The following is a 22,494-nucleotide window of genomic DNA, read 5'->3' as shown; positions in this document are numbered from 1 at the left end:
GGTCGGCGCCCCTCTGTTTCAGGGCCTGGACGGCAACTGGGGTCAGCTGCAGCCGCTGGTCGAGCCGCAGCCCTCGCAGATGTAGCAGGAGCCGGCCCGCTGCATCTTCGTACCGCAGGAGAAGCACAGCGGGGCGTCGGCCTGGATGCCCAGCTGCATCTCCACCAGCTCGGCGCTGGTGTGGGCCTGCTGCGGGGCCGGCTTGGCCGCCTCGATGACGGCCTTCGGCGTCGCTACGGCCTTCAGCTCCTGGGCGCGCGGCGCCGACTGGGCCAGGCCCTCGACGTCGACCTCGTCGTCGGACGGCTCGTACGAACCGGTCTCCAGGTGACGCTGACGCTCCTCGGCGGAGTGGATGCCGAGCGCGGAGCGGGTCTCGAAGGGCAGGAAGTCCAGCGCCAGGCGGCGGAAGATGTAGTCGACGATCGACTGGGCCATCCGCACGTCCGGGTCGTCCGTCATACCCGCCGGCTCGAAGCGCATGTTCGTGAACTTCGAGACGTACGTCTCCAGCGGCACGCCGTACTGCAGACCCACCGAGACGGCGATCGAGAAGGCGTCCATCATGCCCGCGAGGGTCGAGCCCTGCTTGGACATCTTCAGGAAGACCTCGCCGAGGCCGTCGTCCGGGTAGGAGTTGGCGGTCATGTAGCCCTCGGCGCCGCCGACGGTGAAGGAGGTCGTGATGCCGGGACGGCCCTTCGGGAGGCGCTTGCGGACCGGGCGGTACTCGACGATCTTCTTCTCGACCGTCTCGCGGATGATCGCCTCGGCCTTCTCGGCGGCCGCGGTGGCTTCGGGGCTCTGGTTGCCCTTGTTCTTGGCGGAGAGCGGCTGGCCGACCTTGCAGTTGTCGCGGTAGATCGCGAGCGCCTTGACGCCCATCTTCCACGCCTCGAAGTAGACCTCTTCGACGTCCTCGACGGTCGCCGACTCCGGCAGGTTGACCGTCTTGGAGAGCGCGCCCGAGATCCACGGCTGGATCGCGGCCATCATCCGGACGTGGCCCATCGCGGAGATGGAGCGCTCGCCCATGGCGCAGTCGAACACCTCGTAGTGCTCGTGCTTGAGGCCCGGGGCGTCGACGACATTGCCGTGGTCGGCGATGTGGGCGACGATCGCCTCGATCTGCTCCTCCTGGTAGCCCAGGCGACGCAGAGCCTGCGGGACGGTGCCGTTGACGATCTGCATCGAGCCGCCGCCGACCAGCTTCTTGAACTTGACCAGGGCGAGGTCGGGCTCGAGGCCGGTGGTGTCGCAGGACATCGCCAGACCGATGGTGCCGGTCGGCGCGATGACGGACGCCTGAGAGTTACGGAAACCGTTCTTCTCGCCAAGACGCAGCACGTCCTGCCAGGCCTCCGTGGCCGCGGCCCAGACCGGCGTGTCCAGGTCGTCCATGCGGACGGCCTTCTCGTTGGCGTCGGAGTGCTGCTTCATGACCCGCAGGTGCGGCTGCGCGTTGCGGGCGTAGCCGTCGTACGGCCCCACGACCGCGGCGAGTTCGGCGGAGCGCCTGTACGACGTGCCGGTCATCAGGGAGGTGATGGCGCCGGCGAGGGAGCGGCCGCCGTCCGAGTCGTACGCGTGGCCGGTCGCCATCAGCAGGGCGCCGAGGTTGGCGTAGCCGATGCCGAGCTGGCGGAACGCGCGCGTGTTCTCGCCGATCTTCTGGGTCGGGAAGTCCGCGAAGCAGATGGAGATGTCCATCGCGGTGATCACGAGCTCGACGACCTTGGCGAAGCGCTCGGCTTCGAAGGACTGGTTGCCCTTGCCGTCGTCCTTCAGGAACTTCATCAGGTTCAGCGAGGCGAGGTTGCAGGACGTGTTGTCCAGGTGCATGTACTCGCTGCAGGGGTTCGAACCGTTGATACGGCCGGACTCCGGGCAGGTGTGCCAGTGGTTGATGGTGTCGTCGTACTGGATGCCGGGGTCGGCGCAGGCCCAGGCGGCCTCGGCCATCTTGCGGAAGAGGACCTTGGCGTCGACCTCCTCGATGACCTCGCCGGTCATCCGGGCACGCAGGCCGAACTTGTCGCCGTTCTCCACGGCCTTCATGAACTCGTCGTTCACCCGGACCGAGTTGTTGGCGTTCTGGTACTGGACGGAAGTGATGTCCTCGCCGCCCAGGTCCATGTCGAAGCCCGCGTCACGCAGGGCGCGGATCTTCACCTCCTCCTTCACCTTGGTCTCGATGAAGTCCTCGATGTCGGGGTGGTCGACGTCGAGGATGACCATCTTGGCGGCACGGCGGGTGGCGCCGCCCGACTTGATCGTTCCTGCGGAGGCGTCGGCGCCGCGCATGAAGGAGACCGGGCCGGAGGCGTTGCCACCGGAGGACAGGAGTTCCTTGGAGGAGCGGATACGGGACAGGTTCAGGCCGGCACCGGAGCCGCCCTTGAAGATCATGCCCTCTTCCTTGTACCAGTCGAGGATCGACTCCATGGAGTCGTCGACGGCCAGGATGAAGCAGGCCGAGACCTGCTGCGGCTGGGCCGTGCCCACGTTGAACCACACGGGGCTGTTGAAGCTGAAGATCTGGTGCAGGAGGGCGTAGGCCAGCTCGTGCTCGAAGATCTCGGCGTCGGCGGGCGAGGCGAAGTACTTGTGGTCCTCGCCGGCCTTCCGATACGTCTTCACGATGCGGTCGATCAGCTGCTTGAGGCCGGTCTCGCGCTGCGGGGTGCCGACGGCGCCCCGGAAGTACTTGCTGGTGACGATGTTGACCGCGTTCACCGACCAGAAGTCGGGGAACTCGACGCCACGCTGCTCGAAATTGACCGAGCCGTCGCGCCAGTTGGTCATGACGACATCACGGCGCTCCCAGGCCACCTCGTCGTACGGGTGCACGCCGGGGGTGGTGTGGATGCGCTCGATGCGCAGGCCCTTGCTCGCCTTGGTGCCCTTGGTTCGGGAACCCCGTGCCGGACCGCTCGCCGTCTCTGTCATGCCGCCTCCCTGTACGGGCTAAAACGCCCTGAAGTGCCACGATGTTCCCGTGGCACGGTGTGCTGTCTGGTGCTGCGGGCACCTCTCGCTGTCGCCCGCAGCAGGTCTTCGCTCGCCGCCGACCGACCGGCCCGGAGCCGTGGGTCCGGGCCGGTCCGCCTGTCAGTCGGCGGCGTTGGCGGGCACGGGGACCTGAGTGGTCCCCCCTGGCCCGCGATCGTCTTCCTGGCTCCCCGCGCGCGCGTCTTCGTCGTCGTCGGCGCCGGGACGTCGCATCTCTTCCCTGAGTTCCGCGATGGCGGCCTCGAAGTCCTCCAGCGAGTCGAACGCCCGGTAGACGGAGGCGAATCGCAGATAGGCGACGAGGTCGAGCTCCTGCAACGGGCCGAGTATGGCCAGCCCCACGTCATGGGTGGTCAGCTCGGCGCTTCCGGTGGCCCGCACCGCCTCCTCGACCCGCTGGCCGAGTTGGGCGAGCGCGTCCTCGGTGACAGGTCGTCCCTGGCATGCCTTGCGCACGCCGTTGATGACCTTGGTACGGCTGAAAGGCTCGGTGACTCCGGACCGCTTGACCACCATGAGCGAACACGTCTCCACGGTCGTGAAACGACGGGAGCAGTCCGGACACTGGCGGCGCCTGCGGATCGACGTGCCGTCATCGGTCGTACGACTGTCGACCACACGGCTGTCGGGGTGCCTGCAGAAGGGGCAGTGCATGATCTTCCAACCCTCCTCACAGCAGACTCAATAGCCTCGAAAGACCACTTGGGCCCCTCGAAGCAGCCCCAAGCATAGGCGATGATCGAGGGCTCGAAGACCCCGGGACCACAACTTCTGGGCTGCTGCCGCAATCCAACCACTAGATGTGGGGATTGGCTCATACATGCACACCCTTCGCGCGTGTCGCGCCCGAAGGCCACATGCCGTACGGCAACACCGCCACGTCGGCACGCGCGCGTGCACAGCCGTACCGCCGAGGCACATGCGGGGATACCGTGGGCACCGCAGGGAGAGGTCGTGCGACTCCCGCACAGATGAGGGCCGGTTACGTGTTGACCGGATGCCGGATGGCAGACTGGGGCAACGACCCAAGAGGTCGTTCCTCGGTGGCGAAGAGTACAACAATGGGCGCTTTTGTCCGCCAGGTGTCGCGCTAGCCATACACCCAGACACATGACCGCGGCGGGTGATTCGCGATTTTTCACTCGAACGTGTGTTTGGCGCAACCTTTCGAAAGCAACTACCGTTGTCCAGCAGGGAGACCATCGAGAGGGGCCGACGTGACCACCACCGCAGACAGTGCCACCATCACTGCCCAGGACCGCTCCCAGGGCCGACTCGAGCCGGTGCATGCGATGAACGAAGCCACCAATCCCGAGGGGCACAAGCGCTCCCTACCGGGCCGACCTCCGGGGATCCGGGCGGACAGCTCGGGCCTCACAGACCGGCAGCGCCGGGTCATCGAGGTCATCAGGGACTCTGTGCAGCGGCGCGGCTACCCGCCGTCGATGCGCGAGATCGGGCAGGCCGTCGGCCTTTCCAGCACCTCCTCTGTCGCACACCAGCTGATGGCACTGGAGCGCAAGGGCTTCCTGCGCCGCGACCCGCACCGTCCGCGCGCGTACGAAGTGCGAGGCTCGGACCAGTCAGCCTCCGTGCAGCCCACGGACACGGCGGGCAAGCCGGCCGCGTCGTATGTGCCGCTGGTCGGCCGTATCGCCGCCGGTGGACCGATCCTCGCCGAGGAGTCCGTCGAGGACGTCTTCCCCCTCCCCCGCCAGCTGGTCGGTGACGGTGAGCTGTTCGTACTGAAGGTCGTCGGCGACTCGATGATCGAGGCCGCGATCTGCGACGGCGACTGGGTCACGGTGCGCCGCCAGCCCGTCGCCGAGAACGGCGACATCGTGGCCGCCATGCTCGAGGGCGAGGCCACCGTCAAGCGCTTCAAGCGCGAGGACGGCCATGTCTGGCTCCTCCCGCACAACGCGGCGTACGAGCCGATCCCGGGCGACGACGCCACCATCCTCGGCAAGGTGGTGGCTGTGCTGCGGCGCGTGTGACGGCTGCGGCGGGCGGGCCGACCAGCCCGCCCCCTGACCGGGCCCCGGGACCCCTGCGCCGGTTCCGGGGCCCTGTGCTGTCCGGCTCCGCCCCGCCGGGCGGAGCCGGTTCTCATCCGGCCTGTTCCGCAGCCGCCTGTTGCGCTGCCGCATCGATCGCCGCCAGCGACTTCCGGACCTGGTCGCGGTCCGTGGTGTACCAGAAGTCGGGCAGTGACGCCTTCAGATAGCCGCCATATCGCGCGGTGGCCAGTCGCTGATCCAGTACGGCCACCACGCCGCGGTCTCCCGACGCCCGTACGAGGCGGCCGGCGCCCTGGGCCATGAGCAGGGCCGCGTGTGTGGCGGCGACCGCCATGAAGCCGTTGCCGCCGTTGTCCTCCACCGCCTTCTGGCGGGCGCTCATCAGCGGATCGTCCGGACGCGGGAAGGGAATCTTGTCCATGACGACCAGCTGACAGCTCGGGCCGGGGACGTCGACCCCCTGCCACAGCGACAGCGTGCCGAAGAGGCACGTCTGGGGGTCGGCTCCGAAGTTCTTGATCAGCTCACCGAGCGTCTCCTCGCCCTGGAGGAGGATCGGGAACTCGGGGATACGGGAGCGCAGTTCCTCGGCGGCGAGTTGGGCGGCACGCATTGAGGAGAACAAGCCCAGGGTGCGGCCTCCGGCAGCCTGGATCAGTTCGGTCAGCTCGTCCAGCATGTCCGCGCGGTCGCCGTCGCGCGCGGGGCGGGACAGGTGCTTGGCGACGTACAGGATGCCCTGCTTGCGGTAGTCGAAGGGGGAGCCGACGTCGAGGCCCTTCCACTGAGGGAGGTCGTCGCCCTCCGTGCCCTCGGGGGCCAGTCCCAGGGAGGCACCGACGCCGTTGAAGTCGCCGCCCAGCTTCAGGGTCGCGGAGGTCAGGACGACCGAGCGGTCGGTGAAGAGCTTCTCCCTGAGGAGGCCCGACACGGACATCGGGGCGACGCGTAGTGAGGCGCCGAAGCGGTCATGGCGCTCGTACCACACGACGTCCCACTCGGAGCCGTTGGTGATCCGCTCGGCCACGTCGTGCACCGATTCCACGGAGGCCAGGGCCTGTTTGCGGACCGCGTCCTCATCCTGGACCGACTTGTCGCGGGTCCCTCCGATCGCGGAGATGACCGTGCGGGCGGCGTCGCGTAGTGCCATGAGCGCGTAGCCGAGATCCTCCGGGATCTCCTCGAGACGACCGGGCAGGGCCAGTTCCATCAGCCGCTCGAAGCCCTCGGCGGCGGTCTGGAGCTGGTCGGCGGCCTTCTCGTTGACGAGCTTCGCTGCGCGGCGCACCGCGCGGTTGACCTGGCCGGGGGTGAGCTCACCGGTGGCCACGCCGGTGACCCGGGAGACCAGTTCATGCGCCTCGTCCACGATCAGCACCTCGTGCTGGGGGAGGACGGGGGCGCCCTCGATGGCGTCGATCGCGAGCAGGGCGTGGTTGGTGACGACGACCTCGGCGAGCTTGGCGCGCTCGCGGGCCATCTCGGCGAAGCACTCGGCGCCGTACGCGCATTTCGTGGCGCCCAGGCATTCCCTCGACGAGACCGAGATCTGCGCCCAGGCACGGTCGGACACGCCGGGGGTGAGGCCGTCGCGGTCACCGGTCTCCGTGTCCTGGGACCAGTCGCGCAACCTGAGCAGATCCTGGCCCAGCTTGCTGGTGGGTGCGGCTGCCTCGAACTGGTCGAAGAGGCCCTCTTCCTCGTCCTGCGGAACGCCTTCGTGGAGACGGTGCAGACAGAGGTAGTTCGACCTGCCCTTGAGCATCGCGAACTCCGGACGGCGGCGCAGCAGCGGGTGCAAAGCATCCACCGTGCGCGGCAGATCCCGCTCCACGAGCTGGCGCTGCAGTGCCAGCGTGGCGGTCGCCACGACGACGCGGTCTCCGTGCGCGAGCGCGGGCACGAGATAGCCGAGCGACTTTCCGGTGCCGGTGCCGGCCTGGACCAGCAGATGGGAGCCGTCGTCGATCGCCTTCGCGACGGATTCGGCCATGGTCACCTGGCCGGGGCGCTCCGTACCGCCGACGGCAGTGACGGCAGCATGCAGGAGTTCGGGGAGTGAGGGCTTCGTCATAGCGCGACCACCCTACGGCCCACCACTGACAAACGAGCGGTCAAGGCGAGGCGAGGGGCTGGATCAAGACCGTGGGCTGCACGGTTGGAGATCGGATCGGTTCGGGTGCCGGTCAGGGGTGACCTGATCGGAGCGGAGGTGTGTCACAGGTGGCTCGGATCGGTTCGGTTGTGGGCCGGGGGCGGGTTTGGTCGCGTGGGCATCTGCGGGCGTGATTCTGCGGAGAGTCGCGAGCTGCCGGGGCGGGTATGCAGGAACGATGCCGGTCCGTGGTCAAGCACCGACCGGTCGAGCCGAGGTATCGCGTCGATGGCCGAAGACCGGCCCCGGTTTCGGTATCGACCAGCGCCGAACGGCGCGGACCGGCCTTGAGCAGGGAGCCCATCGGCGTCGGACAGGCCGGCCGACGACCGCCTCGGTCCGGCGGGAGTGGGAACCGGATCGGCTCGAGCGGTGTACCAAAAGTGACAGCGTGATGGCACGGCGCTACAGCAGATGACGTAGGGAACGGTCTCGGACCATCAGAGCGGCCCGCTTGGCAGGCAGGTCGATCTCGGCGGAGAACCGGAAGCCTGCGCTCAGGAATGCGGCTACGGAGGGGGTGTTGCGAAGATCGGGTTCCGCGACGACGCGTGCGCAGGCGGGCCGCTTGTCGAGCGCGAGGTCGGCGACGGCTCTGAGCAGGGTGCCGCCGAGCCCCTGCCCGCGATCGGCAACTCGACCGATAAGGAGGTGGATTCCAGTGTCGTGAGGTCGAGCGGGATAGTGGCGGGCCAGCGGGTCGAGGTCCGCTCGGTAGACCTCCCAGTAGCTCATCGGCGTGCCCTCCAGCACGCCGAGGCAGGGGATGCTGCGTCCGTCTCCGGCGAACTGGGCACGCACATGGTCCTCGGTCGCGTCCTGGGCGCCCTCCAGCCCCCAGAACGCTGCCACGGCGGGGTCGTTCATCCAGCGGCTGATGAGCGGCAGGTCCTGCTCCAGGTCCACCGGGACGAGCCGGAACACGCCTGCTGGTGTGACGGTCGGCCCCCAGTCGGCGACGTGGTCGAGCAGGTCGTCGTCGACCTGTACGGAAGAGACGGAATGAGGCGCGTCCCCACCGCGGCTCCGCTTTCCATCCGTGCCGACCTGCCGCCCCGCCGCGGCACGCTGAGGCGCGCCCGCTTGCCTCGAGGGGTGGGTCAGCCCGTGCGTGTCGGCCTGCCAGTCGGCGTCGGCCCGCGCCTGCCCGCCCGTCTGCCAGTCACCGTCGCCGTGCGCCCCCGCGTCCGTGTGCCTCCCGGTGCCGACCTGCTCCCGCGCGCGGGCCCGGTCCTCTGCGGGCGCCCGATCCTCCGCGAGAAGGGCGACGAACTCGTCGGGCAGGCGCAGGTCGAGGGTGTCCTCGCAGTCCGCCTCCGAGCAGGCGTCCGTCCCGGTCCTGTTCTCGTCGGCATCAGGGCTCGGACAGGTGGCGTTCTCGGCGGCGGCGTTGGGACCACCGTCGGTGACGGCTGCGGTACCGGCGTCAGCGCTCGCGTCGGTGGGAGGCACTGGGACGCTCCTCTCAAGAGAAGGAGGGGGCATGTTCCTCGGAAGTGAAGGGAGTTGGTGATGGTCAGAAGTGGAGGGGGTTGGCGATGGTGACGTAGACGGACTGGGTGTCGATCGGGCCGATCAGCTCGTCGAGGCCGTGCAGCCGGGTCAGCAGGTTGGCCTTGCAGCGCAGCACGGGTGAGTCGAGCAGCTGGGTGGGCAATGAACTGCGCAAGCGGGCTGGACCGACTGCGACCTCGCCGAGGAAGCGGCGGAAGGCGGCGAGCAAAAGCTGCTCGTCGACAAGGCGTTGGGAGCCGAACGCACCGATGAGGCCAAGCACGTTGTTGATCGCCAGGTAGTAGGCGAAGCGCTCGTCGGCGACCTCGTCGGAGACGAAGGTGTCGCTGCGCCGACCGACGCCGGGCAGCCGGGCTTCGAGTTCCGCGCGCCGGGACTCACGGAAGTAGTAGCCCTGGTTGTCGCGGTAGCGACCGCCGGTCGGCCAGCCCTCGGCGTCCAGCAGAAGCAGCGTGTTCTGCTGGTGTGCCTCCAGCGCGATGCCTGCCTCCGCGTCCAGCCACAGGACGGGTCGGACGACCTGCTCGAGGTAGCGGAGGAACCACTCGGCGGCAACCGCGCCGAGAGGTCGGCCGGTCCGGTCGGCGAGACGCGTGACCACCTCTGCCAGACGGGACTTGACACATGGCCACCGCGATGGGGCGCCGCCGGACTCGGAGCAGCCTGCGACCGCGTCCGACGGAGGGTACGGCCGAAGGGAGACAAGTGCTGCGACGCAGGAGACGTCGTTCGAAGGGCTGAACGGGTTGTGCCGGATCATCACGTCGAGGCCAGGCACGGGGTTGCCGTCCAGCGTGTCGACTGCGAGCCAGGCCGGGTCGCGGACGATGTCGAAGCCCGGGTGAGCCGCCTGCCACTCCTTGGCCAGGCCACTGCGCAGCACACGGTGGACCTCGACGCCGCGGTGGAGCTCCTTGCGGAGGTTCTCCCGGCGGGAGTTGGTGATGCGCAGGCCCAGGGACAGCTTGAGCATCGCGGGGGCGTCGGAACGGTAGACGGTTCGCACGGAGGAGGTGGGATGCCACGGGGTGCCGTGCTCGCCGAGGTCACGGAGCAGTCCTGCGTCGAGCAGAGCCGCGGTCTCGGGGCGCCTCTGGACCTCGCGCAGTTGCCAGGGGTGCAGCGGGAGGGCCGCATGGCCGTCGGGCAGAGGCTGTTCCGCCTCGGTCAGTCGCGCGGTGAGCTGCGGTGCCGGGACAGGGCGGCCTCGTTCGGTCCAGGCGGAGTCGGTGGCGAGGACGGAGGGGGCGACAGCCAGCCAGCGCAAGGGGAAGGAGCCGCGCAACTCGGGTGAGTAGCACCGTGCTTCGCGCTCGGAGAGACCCTCGCGGCTCTTCGGGGTCGGGTGCAGTGGGTGGCCGAGAAGGAGCGCTTGTTCAGCCGCGAGGAACAGGTCGGGTGCGTCGGAAGGGCGTTGCCGACGGTCCTTGATGAAGGAGGTGGTCAGTCGGACGGAGTCGGCGACACGGGAGACGAGTTCGGTGCGGCTGGCTGCGTCGGGCGTGGTTCGATCGGTTGGGTCGAGGGTGGTGCGATCGCCTGCGCCAAGCATGGCGTGCCTGTCTGTATCGGAGGCGGCTCTCTGGAACGAGCCGGGGCTCGGCTCGGTAGCCCTGGCAGGCAGATCGGTCGTTCCCGCCACCGGAGATGCCTCCCTGGTGAGCAGGGCCGCGACCGTGACCGCGTCGGCCGGTGGGGATGCCTCCGGGGCGTTGGCAAAGCGGGGGAGACCGAAGCGGTGGCAGCCCGTCGGGGACCAGTAGTGGACCGGGACGAGCAGGGCCGTGCCGCTGGCCGGCAGGGGGATGCGGAGGGTGCCGTTGTCGGGAGAGGGGAGGTTGGTCTCGCGCGTCCAGCAGCGCAGCAGGTTCTCCACAGCCGCGGACTGAGCCGCCGTATGCGGGTCCGGGTGTTCCAGGAGGTCGGCGGTGACCTCGTGTGGCCGTCCGGCGTCAAGGGCTGCGTCCTGCTCGGGTTGGCGTTCCCCATCGGGAGCCCCGCCCTGTTCCGGGACCCGTTCCGGGCGCTCGGCGGATGACGGGGAGGTCGGCTGAGCCGTGGCCGTCAGGGGAGATCCGGGTTCGGCGGGGCCTGACAGATCCCTGTGGGCGTGAGCGCCGGGTGCGGGAGTGGTGTTCAACGCTGTTCCTCGTGAGGTGGTTCTGGCTCGTCGCGCGACAAGCTCTGGAGGTGAGATGGCATGGGCGAAAGAGTCGGCGGGCGGCGCATCGGTGCCCGTGCGACGGCGGACGCACGGGCATTCAGGCGAGCCCTTCCCGGGTCGCCGAGCCACCCCGTTCGCTGGGCGGGTGCGCCATCACGTCGGCGCGACGGGTGCTTCTCGTCGGGACGGATGACGTTCGCGGGCCACAGCGGCCACAGCATCGGCCAGTCGGTCGAGCACCGCGGTCGCCTGCTCGTCGCTGATCGTCAGCGGTGGCAGGAGCCGTACGACGCTCGAGTGCCGTCCACCGAGCTCGATGATCAAGCCGCGGCGCAGGCACTCCCGCTGTACGGCGGCCGCGAGTTGGGGCGCAGCTGGGCGAGGACCGCGAAGGGGTGCCTGCGCATCCGCAGGGCCAACTGTGCCCACGCGGCCATGCGCGGCGGCCCCGCCCGTGTGCGCCTCACCACCGGCACGGTCCCAACCACCCGAACCGCCCGCCGGTCCCCCTCCGCCTCCCGCCGGTTCAAATCCCGCCCAGGCGGCGCCCCCACCCACCTCACTGTCAGCCCCTCGTTCCGGCGCCGCACCCGCCTCCGGATCCACCACCTCGACGCCGATCATCAGCCCCCGCCCCCGCACATCACCCACGCAGGAGAACTCATCAGCAAGGGAGCGGAGTTGGGAAAGCATCCGGGTGCCGAGATCGGCCGCCCGTTCGGCGAGGCGGTTCTCGCGGACGTATGCCAGCGTCGCCGTCCCCGCCGCCATGGCGAGTTGGTTGCCACGGAAGGTGCCTGCGTGGGCGCCGGGTTGCCAGACGTCGAGGTCGTCGCGGTAGACCACGAGCGCCAGGGGCAGGCTGCCGCCGATGGCCTTGGAGAGGACCATCACGTCGGGGGTGACTCCACTGTGCTCGACCGCCCAGAAGGCACCGGTGCGCCCGACGCCCGTCTGGACCTCGTCGGCGATCAGCGGGATGGACCGGGCCCCGGTGATCTCCCGCATTCGGCGCATCCAGATGTCGGGCGCGGGGATGACCCCGCCCTCGCCCTGCACGGGTTCGAGGATCATCCCGGCGGGGTGCGGCACACCGGACTTGGGGTCGTCGAGGACGGACTCGGTCCAGCGGGCGGCGAGTTCGGCACCGTGTGCGCCGCCGATGCCGAAGGGACAGCGGTAGTCCTGCGGGTAGGGCAGCCGTGTGACTCGTACGTCGAAGGCGTGCCCGGACGCTTCGAGGGCGCCGGCGGTCATCCCGTGGTAGGCGCCGGTGAAGGCGAGCATCCCGGTGCGCCCGGTGGCGGACCGTACGAGCTTGAAGGCGGCCTCCACCGCGTCCGTGCCGGCCGGTCCGCAGAACTGCACGCGCGCGTGGTCGGCGAGGCCGGACGGCAGGGTGTGGAACAGCTCCGTGATGAACGCGTCCTTGACGGGCGTCGCCAGGTCGAGGACGTGCAGCGGTGCGCCGGAGTCGAGAACCTTGCGGATGGCCTCCAGGACGACCGGGTGGTTGTGCCCCAGGGCGAGGGTCCCGGCGCCGGAGAGGCAGTCGAGGTAACGGCGTCCGTCCGCACCTTCGATGGTCAGCCCGCGTGCCCGCACGGGCACGATCGGCAGGGCGCGCGCGTAGGTGCGTGCCGCCGACTCGCGTGCCGACTGGCGCCGCAGGATCCCCTCGTGCACGGAGCGCGTCCCCGCGGCATGACGCGCCACAGACACCCCCGCCGGCTCCGCAGTCCCCCCGGGCGCAGACTCGGTCACGGTCACGGCTCCCTGTCCTCCCGCTGTCCAGGGGCGACCGGGTCCCGGCATCAACCGCCCGACACCCGACACCCGGCATTTTTCGCACACTTGGCCATGCGCACGCAGCGCTGGGGACCGCACACGCAGACAGCAGGCCGCCCCCCACCGCTACCAACCGCGCACTGCTGACCGGGTTACGGGTTGCCTCAAGATCCTTCCCGTGACGGAACTGTTGCTGTTCCGTCGGAAGTCCCCCACAGCGAGCGCATAGTGTGAGTTGCCGTTCCTGGACGCCGTGGCGTCAGCCGCCATCAAGTGGGCTCCGCGCAAGAGCACGCCGCAGCGCCGCATTCGTTTACCTCAGGGGGAGTCAGATCATGCGATCGACAAGGCCTTCGTTCACCGCTCGCCGAGAAGGGAGCGCGCGCCGCAGAACCTCCCCCGTACTGGCCGCCGCCGCGCTCGCCTCCGCGCTCGTTCTCACCGCCACCGCCTGCGACTCGGGCGACGCCGATGCGGGCGGCCAGGCCTCGGCCTCCCCCGAGGGCGACGGCAAGATCACGATCCCGGACGACATCAAGGACCGGCTCAAAGAGCACGGGATCGACATGGACAACTGGAAGAACGGCGCCTGGAAGGACTGGAGCAAGGACGACTGGCTGCGTGAGGCCGAGGACTTCGTCAACCCCATCATCGAAGACCTGTGGAACCCGGACCGGATGCGGGACGCCGAAGAGCCGGACCAGGGCGTCGACGACAGCGACCTCGCCGGTGACCAGGGCGTGACCGACCCGACGCCCGAGCCGGTGGATGCCAAGGCCGTACCGCCTGCGTACCACGACAACGCCGCCACGGCAGGAAAGGTGTTCTTCGACTCCCCCGAGGGCACGATGGTCTGCTCGGCGACGGTCGTGCAGGATCCGGCCAACCCCGGCAAGTCCAACATGGTGTGGACGGCGGGCCACTGTGTGCACGCGGGCAAGAGCGGCGGCTGGTACCGCAACATCGCGTTCGTGCCGTCGTACAACGACTCGGGCAAGTCGGCCGCCGATCTGGAGAACGCCACCAAGGAGGAGGTCGCTCCCTACGGTGTCTGGTGGGGCGACTGGGCGCAGACCTCGGATCAGTGGATCGAGCAGGGCGGTGCGACGGGCGGGGACGGTGCGTCGTACGACTTCGCCGTCATCCATGTGACGCCCGAGACCGGCGACGGCAAGTCGCTGGAGGAAACGGTCGGTTCGGCGCTGCCGGTGGACTTCGAGGCTCCGGCCGTGCAGAAGGTGGAGAGCATCACGGCGACCGGTTACCCGGCGGGGGCGCCGTTCGACGGCCAGACGCTGTACCAGTGCCAGGACAAGCCCGGGCGGCTGTCGATCAACGCCTCCGACCCGACGATGTACCGCATCGGCTGCACCATGACCGGCGGTTCGTCCGGAGGCGGCTGGGTCACCACGGGTGCGGACGGCGAGGAGACGCTCGTTTCCAACACCTCGATCGGTCCGGTGACCGCCGGCTGGCTGGCGGGTCCGCGACTGGGTGAGGAAGCCAAGGGCGTGTACGACTCGGTGAGCGAGAAGTTCGCCGGCCAGTGATGTGAGCCGGCGGCGGCTGGGTCACCACAGACGTTAGCAAGGCGTACGGCGGTCAATGACCCGGCAGCCGCCCGCGCACGCGGAAGGCCCGCCCCGCAAGAAGCAGGGGCGGGCCTTCCGTTTCGTACCGGTGTCAGGCGAGCGGTGCCGGAACGTAGGGCGTGAGGTCCGCCGCCAGTTCCTCGTGCACCCGCGCCTTGAGCAGGGTGCCCTCCGGGGTGTGCTCCTCGGAGATCACCTCGCCCTCGGTGTGGGCGCGGGCGACCAGCCTGCCGTGCGTGTACGGCACAAGCGCCTCGATCTCGACCGATGGCCGCGGCAGCTCGTTGTCGATCAGCGCCAGCAACTCGGCGATGCCCCGGCCGGTGCGGGCCGAGACGGCGATGGAGCGCTTCTCGATCCGCAGCAGCCGCTGGAGCGTCAGCGGGTCCGCAGCGTCGGCCTTGTTGATCACGACGATCTCGGGTATGTCCGTGGCACCGACGTCCCTGACCACCTCGCGTACGGCGGCCAGCTGCTCCTCCGGGTTCGGGTGCGAACCGTCGACCACGTGCAGGATCAGGTCGGACTGGCCGACCTCTTCCATGGTGGAGCGGAACGCCTCGACCAGGTGGTGCGGCAGATGCCGGACGAAGCCGACGGTGTCCGCCAGCGTGTACTGCCGGCCGCTCGGCGTCTCGGCCCGGCGCACGGTCGGGTCCAGGGTCGCGAACAGGGCGTTCTCGACCAGGACGCCGGCGCCGGTGAGGCGGTTGAGCAGCGAGGACTTGCCGGCGTTGGTGTAGCCCGCGATGGCGACCGAGGGCACCTTGTTGCGTCGGCGCACCTGGCGCTGGATCTCGCGGCCGGTCTTCATCTCCGCGATCTCCCGGCGCATCTTCGCCATCTTCTCGCGGATCCGGCGCCGGTCCGTCTCGATCTTGGTCTCACCGGGGCCACGGGTGGCGAGGCCGCCGCCCTTGCCGCCGCCCATCTGCCGGGACAGCGACTGACCCCAGCCGCGGAGCCTCGGCAGCATGTACTGCATCTGCGCGAGCGCGACCTGCGCCTTGCCCTCTCGGGACTTGGCGTGCTGGGCGAAGATGTCGAGGATCAGGGCCGTACGGTCGATGACCTTGACCTTGACGACGTCCTCAAGGGCGATGAGCTGGCCCGGGCTGAGCTCACCGTCGCAGATGACGGTGTCCGCGCCGGACTCAACGACGATGTCGCGGAGCTCGAGGGCCTTGCCGGAGCCGATGAAGGTGGCCGCGTCGGGCTTGTCGCGGCGCTGGATCACACCGTCGAGCACGAGTGCGCCCGCCGTCTCGGCGAGAGCGGCGAGCTCTGCCAGGGAGTTGTCCGCGTCCTGCGCGGTGCCCGTGGTCCAGACGCCGACGAGCACGACCCGCTCCAGACGGAGCTGTCGGTACTCGACCTCGGTGACGTCCTCGAGCTCGGTGGAGAGGCCGGCGACGCGGCGCAGGGCCGCGCGCTCGGAGCGGTCGAACTGGTCGCCGTCCCGCTCTCCGTCGATCTCGTGGCTCCAGGCGACGTCCTCTTCCATCAGGGCATCGGCCCGAAGACCTTCGGGATAGGCGTGCGCGAGGCGCTCAGTGTCCTGGGAAGGGGAAGAAGAGGAGGTCATTGGGTCCTTACGTCGTTGGAAATGTCATTTCGGCGGTCATTGAACACAACGTACGAGCACTCCGGGAGATTCCCGCGCCCCGTACCCGCCGACCTGACGATGGTCGCACGGTACGGGGCGTCTCGTCACTGAGTTATTCGTCGGCGCCCCGGGTCAGGCAGGGCCGGTCAGGCGCTAGGCGCCCGGCGCCTCCGACTTCCAGTCCGGGTGACCTGGCATCGGCGGGGTCTTCGTGCCGTACAGCCAGTCCTGGAAGAACCCGCCGAGGTCGCGTCCGGACACCTCGGAGGCGAGCCGCACGAACTCAGCCGTGGTCGCCGAGCCGTCCCGGTGCTGCTGCACCCAGGTCCGCTCCAGGCGCTCGAAGGCCGGGCGGCCGATCGTCTCGCGCAGCGCGTACAGGACGAGCGCGGCGCCGTCGTAGACGTTCGGGCGGAAGATGCCGATCTTCTGGCCGGGCTCGGGCACCTTGGGTGCGGCCGGTGGTCCGCCGGCGGCACGCCAGCCGTCGGAGGAGCGGTACGCGGCCTTCATCCGGGTCTGGAGCTTCTTGCTCGCCTTCTCCTCCGCGTACAGGGCCTCGTACCAGGTGGCGTGCCCCTCGTTGAGCCACAGATCGGACCAGGTGCGGGGGCCGACGCTGTTGCCGAACCACTGGTGGGCCAGCTCATGGACCATGATCGAGTCGACGAACCACTCGGGGAAGCCGGACCCGGTGAACAGGTCTCTCTCGAAGAGAGAGAGGGTCTGCGTCTCGAGTTCGAACCCGGTGTCCGCCTCCGCGATGAGCAGCCCGTAGGTCTCGAAGGGGTACGGCCCGACCTTGCCCTCCATCCACTTCATCTGAACAGGGGTCTTCTTCAGCCACGGCTCGAACAGCTTGACGTCCTTGGTGGGGACGACGTCCCGGATCGGCATGCCGTGCGGCCCGGTGCGGTGCAGCACCGTGGAACGGCCGATGGAGACCTGCGCGAGTTCGGTGGCCATGGGGTGCCGGGTCCGGTACGTCCATGTCGTCTTCCCGCGCGCGCGGTCGACGCCGGCCGGCATCCCGTTGGCGACGGCGGTGTGGCCGTCGGGTGCGGTGACCCGGAAGGTGAACATCGCCTTGTCAGAGGGGTGGTCGTTGCACGGGAACACCAGGTGGGCGACGTCGGCCTGATTGGCCATGACGAGCCCGTCGGCGGTGCGCACCCACCCTCCGTCGCGGCCCCCGGCCGCCGGCCGGGGATCGCTGGAATGCCGCACGGTGATCCGCATCCAGTCGCCGGCGGGCAGCGGTTTCGCCGGGGTGACGACCAGGTCCTCCTCGGTACTGGTGAAGGTCGCCTTTTCCCCGTTGACCTCGACCGACTTGACCTCGCTGTGCGCGAAGTCGAGGTTGACGCGGTCCAGCGCGGTGGTCGTCCAGGCACTGATCGTCGTGACCGCCTGGAGGGGCTTGCTGTTGGTGCCGGGATAGGTGAACGAGAGGTCGTACGACGCCACGTCGTATCCGGGGTTGCCCAGGTGCGGGAAGAGGCGGTCGCCGACGCCGAGGGGGGCCGGCGGGGCACTTGCCGCGACGAGGCAGACGGACACGGCAGAGGCGAGCAGGGCCGCCTTCAGCCGTCGGGGGGTGCGGGGGGTGAGCAGCATGGACCACGGCTACCAGGGCTCACCCGGAGCACGGCGACGACGCGCGTCCGGCCCACTCGAAAGGGGTCCTGGAGGAGGTCGTACGGTGCGGCACGCGCGCGTGGGGGCGACGTCCCGCCCCTCACGCTCCCGGTGTCCGGGCCCGTCCCACGTCGTACACCCCTGGCACGTTCCGCATGGCCCGCATGAGGGCGGGAAGGTGGGCGGCGTCCGGGAGTTGGAGGGTGTAGGTGTGGCGGACGCGTTGCTGGCTCGGGGGTTCGACGGTCGCCGACACGATTTCCGCGCCCTCCAGGGCGATGGCTTCCGTGAGGTCGGCCAGGAGATGGGGGCGGCCGAACGATTCGGCGACCAGGGTGACCCGGCACTCGGTGGTCTCGCCCCAGCGCACGCCGACCTCCGCGCGCCCCGAGCTCTTCATACGCGCCACCGCGGCGCACTCGACGCGGTGCACGGTCACCGCTCCCCCGCGGACCGCGAATCCGGTGACCTCGTCGGGCGGTACGGGCGTGCAGCAGCCGGCGAGCCGTACGGTCGCGCCGGGCTGGTCGACGACCGCGTTCGCGGCGCCGGGCCGGGTGGCGGGGACGTCTGCGGCGGGCCGCGAGGCCGCGGACGGCGTCCCGGGGTCGCGCTCGGTCTCGGGTTCGGGTTCTGCCTGCGAAGGGTGGGTCGCGAGCCACCGTTGGATCGCGATCCTGGCCGCCGGTGTGTGCGCGTGCTCCAGCCACTCTCTGGAGGGCTCGGAGGCCGGGTCCTGCCCCATGAGGAGCTGGACGGTGTCGCCGTCCCGCAGGACCGTGCTCAGCGTCGCCAGGCGGCCGTTGACGCGGGCGCCCATGCAGGCGTGCGCGTCCTCGCCGTACTGCGCGTACGCGGCGTCCACGCAGGTCGCGCCGTCGGGCAGGCCGAGCGTGCCGCCGTCGGGCCGGAAGACGGTGATCTCGCGGTCCTGGGCGAGGTCCTCGCGCAGGGTGGACCAGAAGGTGTCGGGGTCGGGAGCGCCCTCCTGCCAGTCGAGCAGGCGGGAGAGCCAGCCGGGCCGGGTGGGGTCGACGCGCTCGCCGTCGGCCGGGTCTTCGGGGGCGGGGGCGTAGGGGTTGCCGAGCGCGACGACGCCGGCCTCGGCGACCTTGTGCATCTGGTGCGTGCGGATGAGGACTTCGGCGACCTGGCCGTCCTGCCGGGCGACAGCGGTGTGCAGCGACTGGTAGAGGTTGAACTTGGGGACGGCGATGAAGTCCTTGAACTCCGAGACGACGGGCGTCATACAGGTGTGCAGCTCGCCCAGGACGCCGTAGCAGTCCGCGTCCTCGCCCACCAGCACCAGCAGCCGGCCGAAGTCGCAGCCCCTGAGGCGCCCCCGCTTGCGGGCCACGCGGTGCAAGGAGACGAAGTGCCGGGGCCGGATGAGGACTTCGGCCTGGATGCCGGCGTCGCGCAGGACGGTGCGCACCTCTTGGGCGACCTCGGCGAGCGGGTCGTCGGGGAGCGCCGCGTTGTCGGCGATCAACTTGCGTGTGTGGTCGTACTCCTCGGGGTGCAGGATCGCGAAGACGAGGTCTTCCAGTTCGGTCTTCAGGGCCTGGACGCCGAGGCGTTCGGCGAGCGGGATGAGCACGTCCCGGGTCACCTTGGCGATGCGTGCCTGTTTCTCGGGGCGCATCACGCCGAGGGTGCGCATGTTGTGCAGCCGGTCGGCGAGTTTGATCGACATCACGCGGACGTCGCTGCCGGTGGCGACGAGCATCTTGCGGAAGGTCTCGGGTTCGGCGGCGGCGCCGTAGTCGACCTTCTCCAGCTTCGTGACGCCGTCGACGAGATAGCGGACCTCGGCGCCGAACTGCTCACCGACCTGATCGAGGGTCACCTCGGTGTCCTCGACGGTGTCGTGGAGCAGAGAGGCCGTCAAGGTCGTGGTCTCGGCGCCGAGTTCGGCGAGGATCAGGGTGACGGCGAGCGGGTGTGTGATGTAGGGCTCGCCGCTCTTGCGCATCTGCCCGCGGTGCGAGGACTCGGCCAGCACATAGGCGCGGCGCAGGGGTTCGATGTCGGCGTCGGGGTAGTGCGCGCGGTGGGCCTCCACGACATGGCCGATGGCGTCGGGCAGCCGGTCGCGGGCGGTGGGGCCGAGCAGCGCGGCGCGGCCCAGGCGGCGCAGGTCGATCCTGGGGAGCGACCTCCTGCGGGGCCCCGTGGGCGCTACGGGACCTGCGGCAGGGTTCGTTGCCTCCGCACTCATGGGCACCTCCGGCTGCGTGGACCGGCGGACGGGGTTGCCCCATGGCGGACGGCGGCTCAGGGGATGGCTTCGTTCCCCCGTCCGGGCCGGTGCTTGATGCTACCGAGCCCATCACGCGTGATTGACCGCCTCTCGCCGAGCGTGAAACGGATCACCCATTCGAGCGATGGTCTGGACGTTTACGATTTCCGGCCATGTGACCTGCGGCCAACGGCAGTTCCGGACCTCGCGAGCCCGTGAAACCAGGACTTCCGGTGTCGAGGGCCGTGCTACGGACCGTCACCGAACCGCGTTTTCCAGCCATTCCGCGTCGATCTCTCCCTCGGCCACGATCACCGCGGGACCGGTCATCTCGATCTCGCCGTCGGGCCGCTCGGTGATCACCAGGGTCCCGCCGGGGACATCGACGGTGTACGTCGCCGGGGTGCCGGTGACCGCGGGGTCGGCGCCGTCTCTGCGCGCGGCGGCCACGGCGACGGCGCACGCGCCCGTGCCGCACGAGCGGGTCTCGCCGGCGCCGCGCTCGTGCACGCGCAGCGCGACGTGGGCGGGGCCGCGGTCGACCACGAACTCGACGTTCACCCCGTCCGGGTAGGCGGACGCCGGGCTGAAGGGCGGCGGGGTGAACAGGGTGCCCGCGTGGGCGAGGTCCTCCACGAAGGCGACCGCGTGGGGGTTGCCCATGTTCACGTTCCGCGCGGGCCAGCTGCGCTCGCCGACGCTCACGGTGACGTCCCCTTCGGGCAGACGCGCCTTGCCCATGCCGACCGTGACGCCGCCGTCCTTCGCGATGTGCACGCTCTTCACGCCCCCGCGCGTGGCGACGGCGAGGTCACCTTCGACGACATGTCCGGCGCGCTGGAGATAGTGCGCGAACACCCGCACTCCGTTGCCGCACATCTCGGCGATCGAGCCGTCGCCGTTGCGGTAGTCCATGAACCACTCCGCCTCGGCCGCCATGTCCTTGGCCTCGGGGTGCGCTGCGGACCGTACGACATGCAGCAGCCCGTCGCCGCCGATGCCCGCGCGGCGGTCGCACAGGGCGGCGACGTCGGCCGGGGACAGGTCGATGGCGTTCTCGGGGTCCGGGACGATCACGAAGTCGTTCTCCGTACCGTGCCCCTTGAGGAAGGCGATCCGCGTGCTCATTCCTCGATCGTAAGGGGTGGGTACGACACCGGGCTCAGCGCAGCCGGGCCACTCGCCAGACGGCCAGCACCACAACGGCCGCGACCACCACGACGTATGCGATCACGACCCGCCAGTCCGGGCGGCGGCCCGAGCCGCGCTGGGGCAGGCCGGGCCACGTGTAGCCGACGCGGCGGGCGGCCATCATGCCCCAGCCGGCCGCGCAGGAGCAGATCAGCAGCCCCAGCATGGCGATCACGGCGCCGCTGTCGCCGAAGTCGAAGGCCAGCGGGAAGCCGAACATCAAGGAGCCGACCGCGGCCAGGGCGACGATGGGTGCGAGCTGCCAGATGCGCAGTCGGCGCTGCGGCCGCAGCTCGACCTCGACCTCCGGGCCGCCCGCGAGCATCTCGTCGGGTTCAGGACCGTCGTCGGTCACACTGTCCTCGTCGAGCCCGTCCGGGCTCAGACCGTCGCTGTCCGGCTCCCGCTCACCGCTCTCGGCGGTGAGGGGGTCGGTGTCTTGTGCGGTGTCGCGAGGGCCGGCCTCCATCGCCACGCGCCCTCCCAACTCGGACTCCACTTGGTCGATCGAAGCTCGATGATGGCACGGCGCCGGAGGCCGGGATGGTGGCCGGAGCGTCCCGATGCCATGACGTGATCAGGCTGTAACCGGTCGTTCGAGCAAGGCCAGCGCGAGGTGCGGAAGTTCTGTGAGATCCGCCGCCGCCCCACTCAGCCAGTGCACCCGTGGATCGCGTCTGAACCATGAATCCTGACGGCGCGCGAAGCGCTTGGTGGCACGGACGGTCTCGGCGCGCGCCTCCTCCTCCGTGTACTCCCCCGCGAGCGCGGCGAGCACCTGCTGGTAGCCGAGCGCGCGCGAGGCCGTACGCCCCTCCCGCAACCCTTGTGCCTCAAGGGCGCGCACCTCGTCGACGAGCCCCGCATCCCACATCCGGTCGACCCGGCGGGCGATGCGGTCGTCGAGTTCGGGGCGTGTCACGTCCACGCCGATCTGGACGGTGTCGTAGATCGAGTCATGGCCGGGAAGGTTGGCGGTGAAGGGCCTGCCGGTGATCTCGATCACCTCGAGGGCCCGGACGATACGGCGGCCGTTGCTGGGGAGGATCGCGTACGCGGCCTCGGGGTCCGCGGCGGCCAGCCGGGCGTGCAGCGCGCCGGAGCCGCGGAGCGTGAGCTCCTCCTCCAGGCGGGCCCTGACGTCGGGGTCCGTGCCGGGGAACTCCAGGTTGTCGACGGCGCCGCGGACGTACAGACCGGAGCCGCCGACCAGGATCGGCCAGCGTCCGGCGGCGAGCAGCGCGTCGATCCGTTCTCGCGCGAGTCTCTGGTACTCGGCGACGGACGCCGTGATGGTCACGTCCCAGATGTCCAGGAGGTGGTGCGGGACGCCGGAGCGTTCCTCGGGCGTCAGCTTGGCGGTGCCGATGTCCATCCCTCGGTAGAGCTGCATGGAGTCGGCGTTGACGACCTCGCCGCCGAGGCGCTGGGCCAGAAAGACGCCCAGATCGGACTTTCCGGCCGCGGTGGGTCCGACGACGGCGATGACGCGGGGGGCGGGGGGTGCACTGCTCACCGACCCAGTCTCGCAAACCTCTGGCAGCCCTCTCGAACGAGTTACGTGACGGCA

At 69.9% G+C, this 22,494-nt stretch carries 15 protein-coding genes; 3 read left to right on the top strand and 12 right to left on the bottom strand.

Translation table 11 applies throughout. The annotated features are described in order from the left end of the window. Window positions 1-42 precede the first annotated feature (42 nt). Together KCH48_RS24435 and nrdR are read right to left on the bottom strand one after the other, a co-directional pair. Window positions 43-2,949, bottom strand: coding sequence for a vitamin B12-dependent ribonucleotide reductase (locus KCH48_RS24435; protein ID WP_210576855.1), 2,907 nt, complete (start codon window positions 2,947-2,949; stop codon window positions 43-45). 162 nt (window positions 2,950-3,111) lie between these two features. Then, on the bottom strand, window positions 3,112-3,666 hold the full coding sequence (gene nrdR, locus KCH48_RS24430) for a transcriptional regulator NrdR (RefSeq protein WP_210576854.1): 555 nt from the start codon (window positions 3,664-3,666) through the stop codon (window positions 3,112-3,114). A 563-nt stretch (window positions 3,667-4,229) separates the two neighbouring features. Here nrdR and lexA point away from each other — a divergent pair. Then, window positions 4,230-5,009 carry a transcriptional repressor LexA gene (lexA, locus tag KCH48_RS24425; RefSeq protein WP_210576853.1) on the top strand — a complete coding sequence of 260 codons (780 nt, stop codon included), beginning with the start codon at window positions 4,230-4,232 and terminating at the stop codon, window positions 5,007-5,009. Between the two features lie 112 nt (window positions 5,010-5,121). On the opposite strand, the gene KCH48_RS24420 is transcribed toward lexA, so the two are convergent. The 3 genes from KCH48_RS24420 to KCH48_RS24410 form a co-directional block, all read right to left on the bottom strand. Further along, window positions 5,122-7,107 carry an ATP-dependent DNA helicase gene (locus KCH48_RS24420; protein ID WP_210576852.1) on the bottom strand — a complete coding sequence of 662 codons (1,986 nt, stop codon included), beginning with the start codon at window positions 7,105-7,107 and terminating at the stop codon, window positions 5,122-5,124. Window positions 7,108-7,593: 486 nt separating this feature from the next. Continuing rightward, window positions 7,594-8,640, bottom strand: a complete 1,047-nt coding sequence (locus KCH48_RS24415; RefSeq protein WP_374104706.1) for a GNAT family N-acetyltransferase — start codon at window positions 8,638-8,640, stop codon at window positions 7,594-7,596. A 64-nt stretch (window positions 8,641-8,704) separates the two neighbouring features. Further along, window positions 8,705-10,621, bottom strand: a complete 1,917-nt coding sequence (locus KCH48_RS24410) for an IucA/IucC family siderophore biosynthesis protein (RefSeq protein WP_246885822.1) — start codon at window positions 10,619-10,621, stop codon at window positions 8,705-8,707. On the opposite strand from KCH48_RS24410, the gene KCH48_RS42370 reads away from it, so the two are divergent. Further along, a complete protein-coding gene (locus KCH48_RS42370) occupies window positions 10,601-10,741 on the top strand; it encodes a hypothetical protein (protein ID WP_246885856.1) in 141 nt (46 codons plus the stop codon). The genes KCH48_RS24410 and KCH48_RS42370 overlap by 21 nt on opposite strands. 279 nt (window positions 10,742-11,020) lie before the next feature. Here KCH48_RS42370 and KCH48_RS24405 read toward each other — a convergent pair whose 3' ends face one another. Beyond that, entirely contained in the window at window positions 11,021-12,637 is a 1,617-nt protein-coding gene (locus KCH48_RS24405) for a diaminobutyrate--2-oxoglutarate transaminase family protein (RefSeq protein ID WP_307840933.1), read from the bottom strand. Window positions 12,638-12,990: 353 nt separating this feature from the next. Here KCH48_RS24405 and KCH48_RS24400 point away from each other — a divergent pair, with 353 nt between their 5' ends. Then, a complete protein-coding gene (locus tag KCH48_RS24400) occupies window positions 12,991-14,205 on the top strand; it encodes a serine protease (RefSeq protein WP_210576850.1) in 1,215 nt (404 codons plus the stop codon). 133 nt (window positions 14,206-14,338) lie between these two features. Here the strand turns inward: KCH48_RS24400 and hflX are convergent, their stop codons facing one another. The 6 genes from hflX to miaA form a co-directional block, all read right to left on the bottom strand. Next, complete coding sequence (gene hflX, locus KCH48_RS24395; RefSeq protein WP_210576849.1) at window positions 14,339-15,832, bottom strand: GTPase HflX; 1,494 nt, start codon at window positions 15,830-15,832, stop codon at window positions 14,339-14,341. Between the two features lie 174 nt (window positions 15,833-16,006). Continuing rightward, window positions 16,007-17,470, bottom strand: coding sequence for a M1 family metallopeptidase (locus KCH48_RS24390; RefSeq protein WP_210576848.1), 1,464 nt, complete (start codon window positions 17,468-17,470; stop codon window positions 16,007-16,009). Between the two features lie 121 nt (window positions 17,471-17,591). Next, window positions 17,592-19,712 carry a bifunctional (p)ppGpp synthetase/guanosine-3',5'-bis(diphosphate) 3'-pyrophosphohydrolase gene (locus KCH48_RS24385; RefSeq protein ID WP_210576847.1) on the bottom strand — a complete coding sequence of 707 codons (2,121 nt, stop codon included), beginning with the start codon at window positions 19,710-19,712 and terminating at the stop codon, window positions 17,592-17,594. A gap of 279 nt (window positions 19,713-19,991) precedes the next feature. Next, entirely contained in the window at window positions 19,992-20,861 is an 870-nt protein-coding gene (gene dapF / locus KCH48_RS24380) for a diaminopimelate epimerase (RefSeq protein ID WP_210576846.1), read from the bottom strand. 34 nt (window positions 20,862-20,895) lie between these two features. Continuing rightward, window positions 20,896-21,393, bottom strand: coding sequence for a hypothetical protein (locus KCH48_RS24375; protein WP_210577002.1), 498 nt, complete (start codon window positions 21,391-21,393; stop codon window positions 20,896-20,898). Window positions 21,394-21,501: 108 nt separating this feature from the next. Beyond that, window positions 21,502-22,440, bottom strand: a complete 939-nt coding sequence (miaA, locus tag KCH48_RS24370; RefSeq protein ID WP_210576845.1) for a tRNA (adenosine(37)-N6)-dimethylallyltransferase MiaA — start codon at window positions 22,438-22,440, stop codon at window positions 21,502-21,504. Window positions 22,441-22,494 lie beyond the last annotated feature (54 nt).

It is taken from the genome of Streptomyces sp. GESEQ-4 (assembly GCF_017948455.1).
In the GTDB taxonomy this organism is placed as follows: Bacteria; Actinomycetota; Actinomycetes; order Streptomycetales; family Streptomycetaceae; genus Streptomyces.
Note: the sequence above shows the minus strand (reverse complement) of the source record. Positions and strands in the feature narration are given on the sequence as shown.

Excerpts from the sequence above, each read along its gene's own strand:
- KCH48_RS24400 (WP_210576850.1), top strand. The coding sequence starts at position 12,991 with ATGCGATCGACAAGGCCTTCGTTCACCGCTCGCCGAGAAGGGAGCGCG.
- KCH48_RS24385 (WP_210576847.1), bottom strand. The coding sequence starts at position 19,712 with ATGAGTGCGGAGGCAACGAACCCTGCCGCAGGTCCCGTAGCGCCCACG.
- dapF (WP_210576846.1), bottom strand. The coding sequence starts at position 20,861 with ATGAGCACGCGGATCGCCTTCCTCAAGGGGCACGGTACGGAGAACGAC.
- KCH48_RS24390 (WP_210576848.1), bottom strand. The coding sequence starts at position 17,470 with ATGCTGCTCACCCCCCGCACCCCCCGACGGCTGAAGGCGGCCCTGCTC.
- KCH48_RS24375 (WP_210577002.1), bottom strand. The coding sequence starts at position 21,393 with ATGGAGGCCGGCCCTCGCGACACCGCACAAGACACCGACCCCCTCACC.
- hflX (WP_210576849.1), bottom strand. The coding sequence starts at position 15,832 with ATGACCTCCTCTTCTTCCCCTTCCCAGGACACTGAGCGCCTCGCGCAC.
- KCH48_RS42370 (WP_246885856.1), top strand. The coding sequence starts at position 10,601 with ATGCGGGTCCGGGTGTTCCAGGAGGTCGGCGGTGACCTCGTGTGGCCG.
- KCH48_RS24435 (WP_210576855.1), bottom strand. The coding sequence starts at position 2,949 with ATGACAGAGACGGCGAGCGGTCCGGCACGGGGTTCCCGAACCAAGGGC.
- KCH48_RS24420 (WP_210576852.1), bottom strand. The coding sequence starts at position 7,107 with ATGACGAAGCCCTCACTCCCCGAACTCCTGCATGCTGCCGTCACTGCC.
- nrdR (WP_210576854.1), bottom strand. The coding sequence starts at position 3,666 with ATGCACTGCCCCTTCTGCAGGCACCCCGACAGCCGTGTGGTCGACAGT.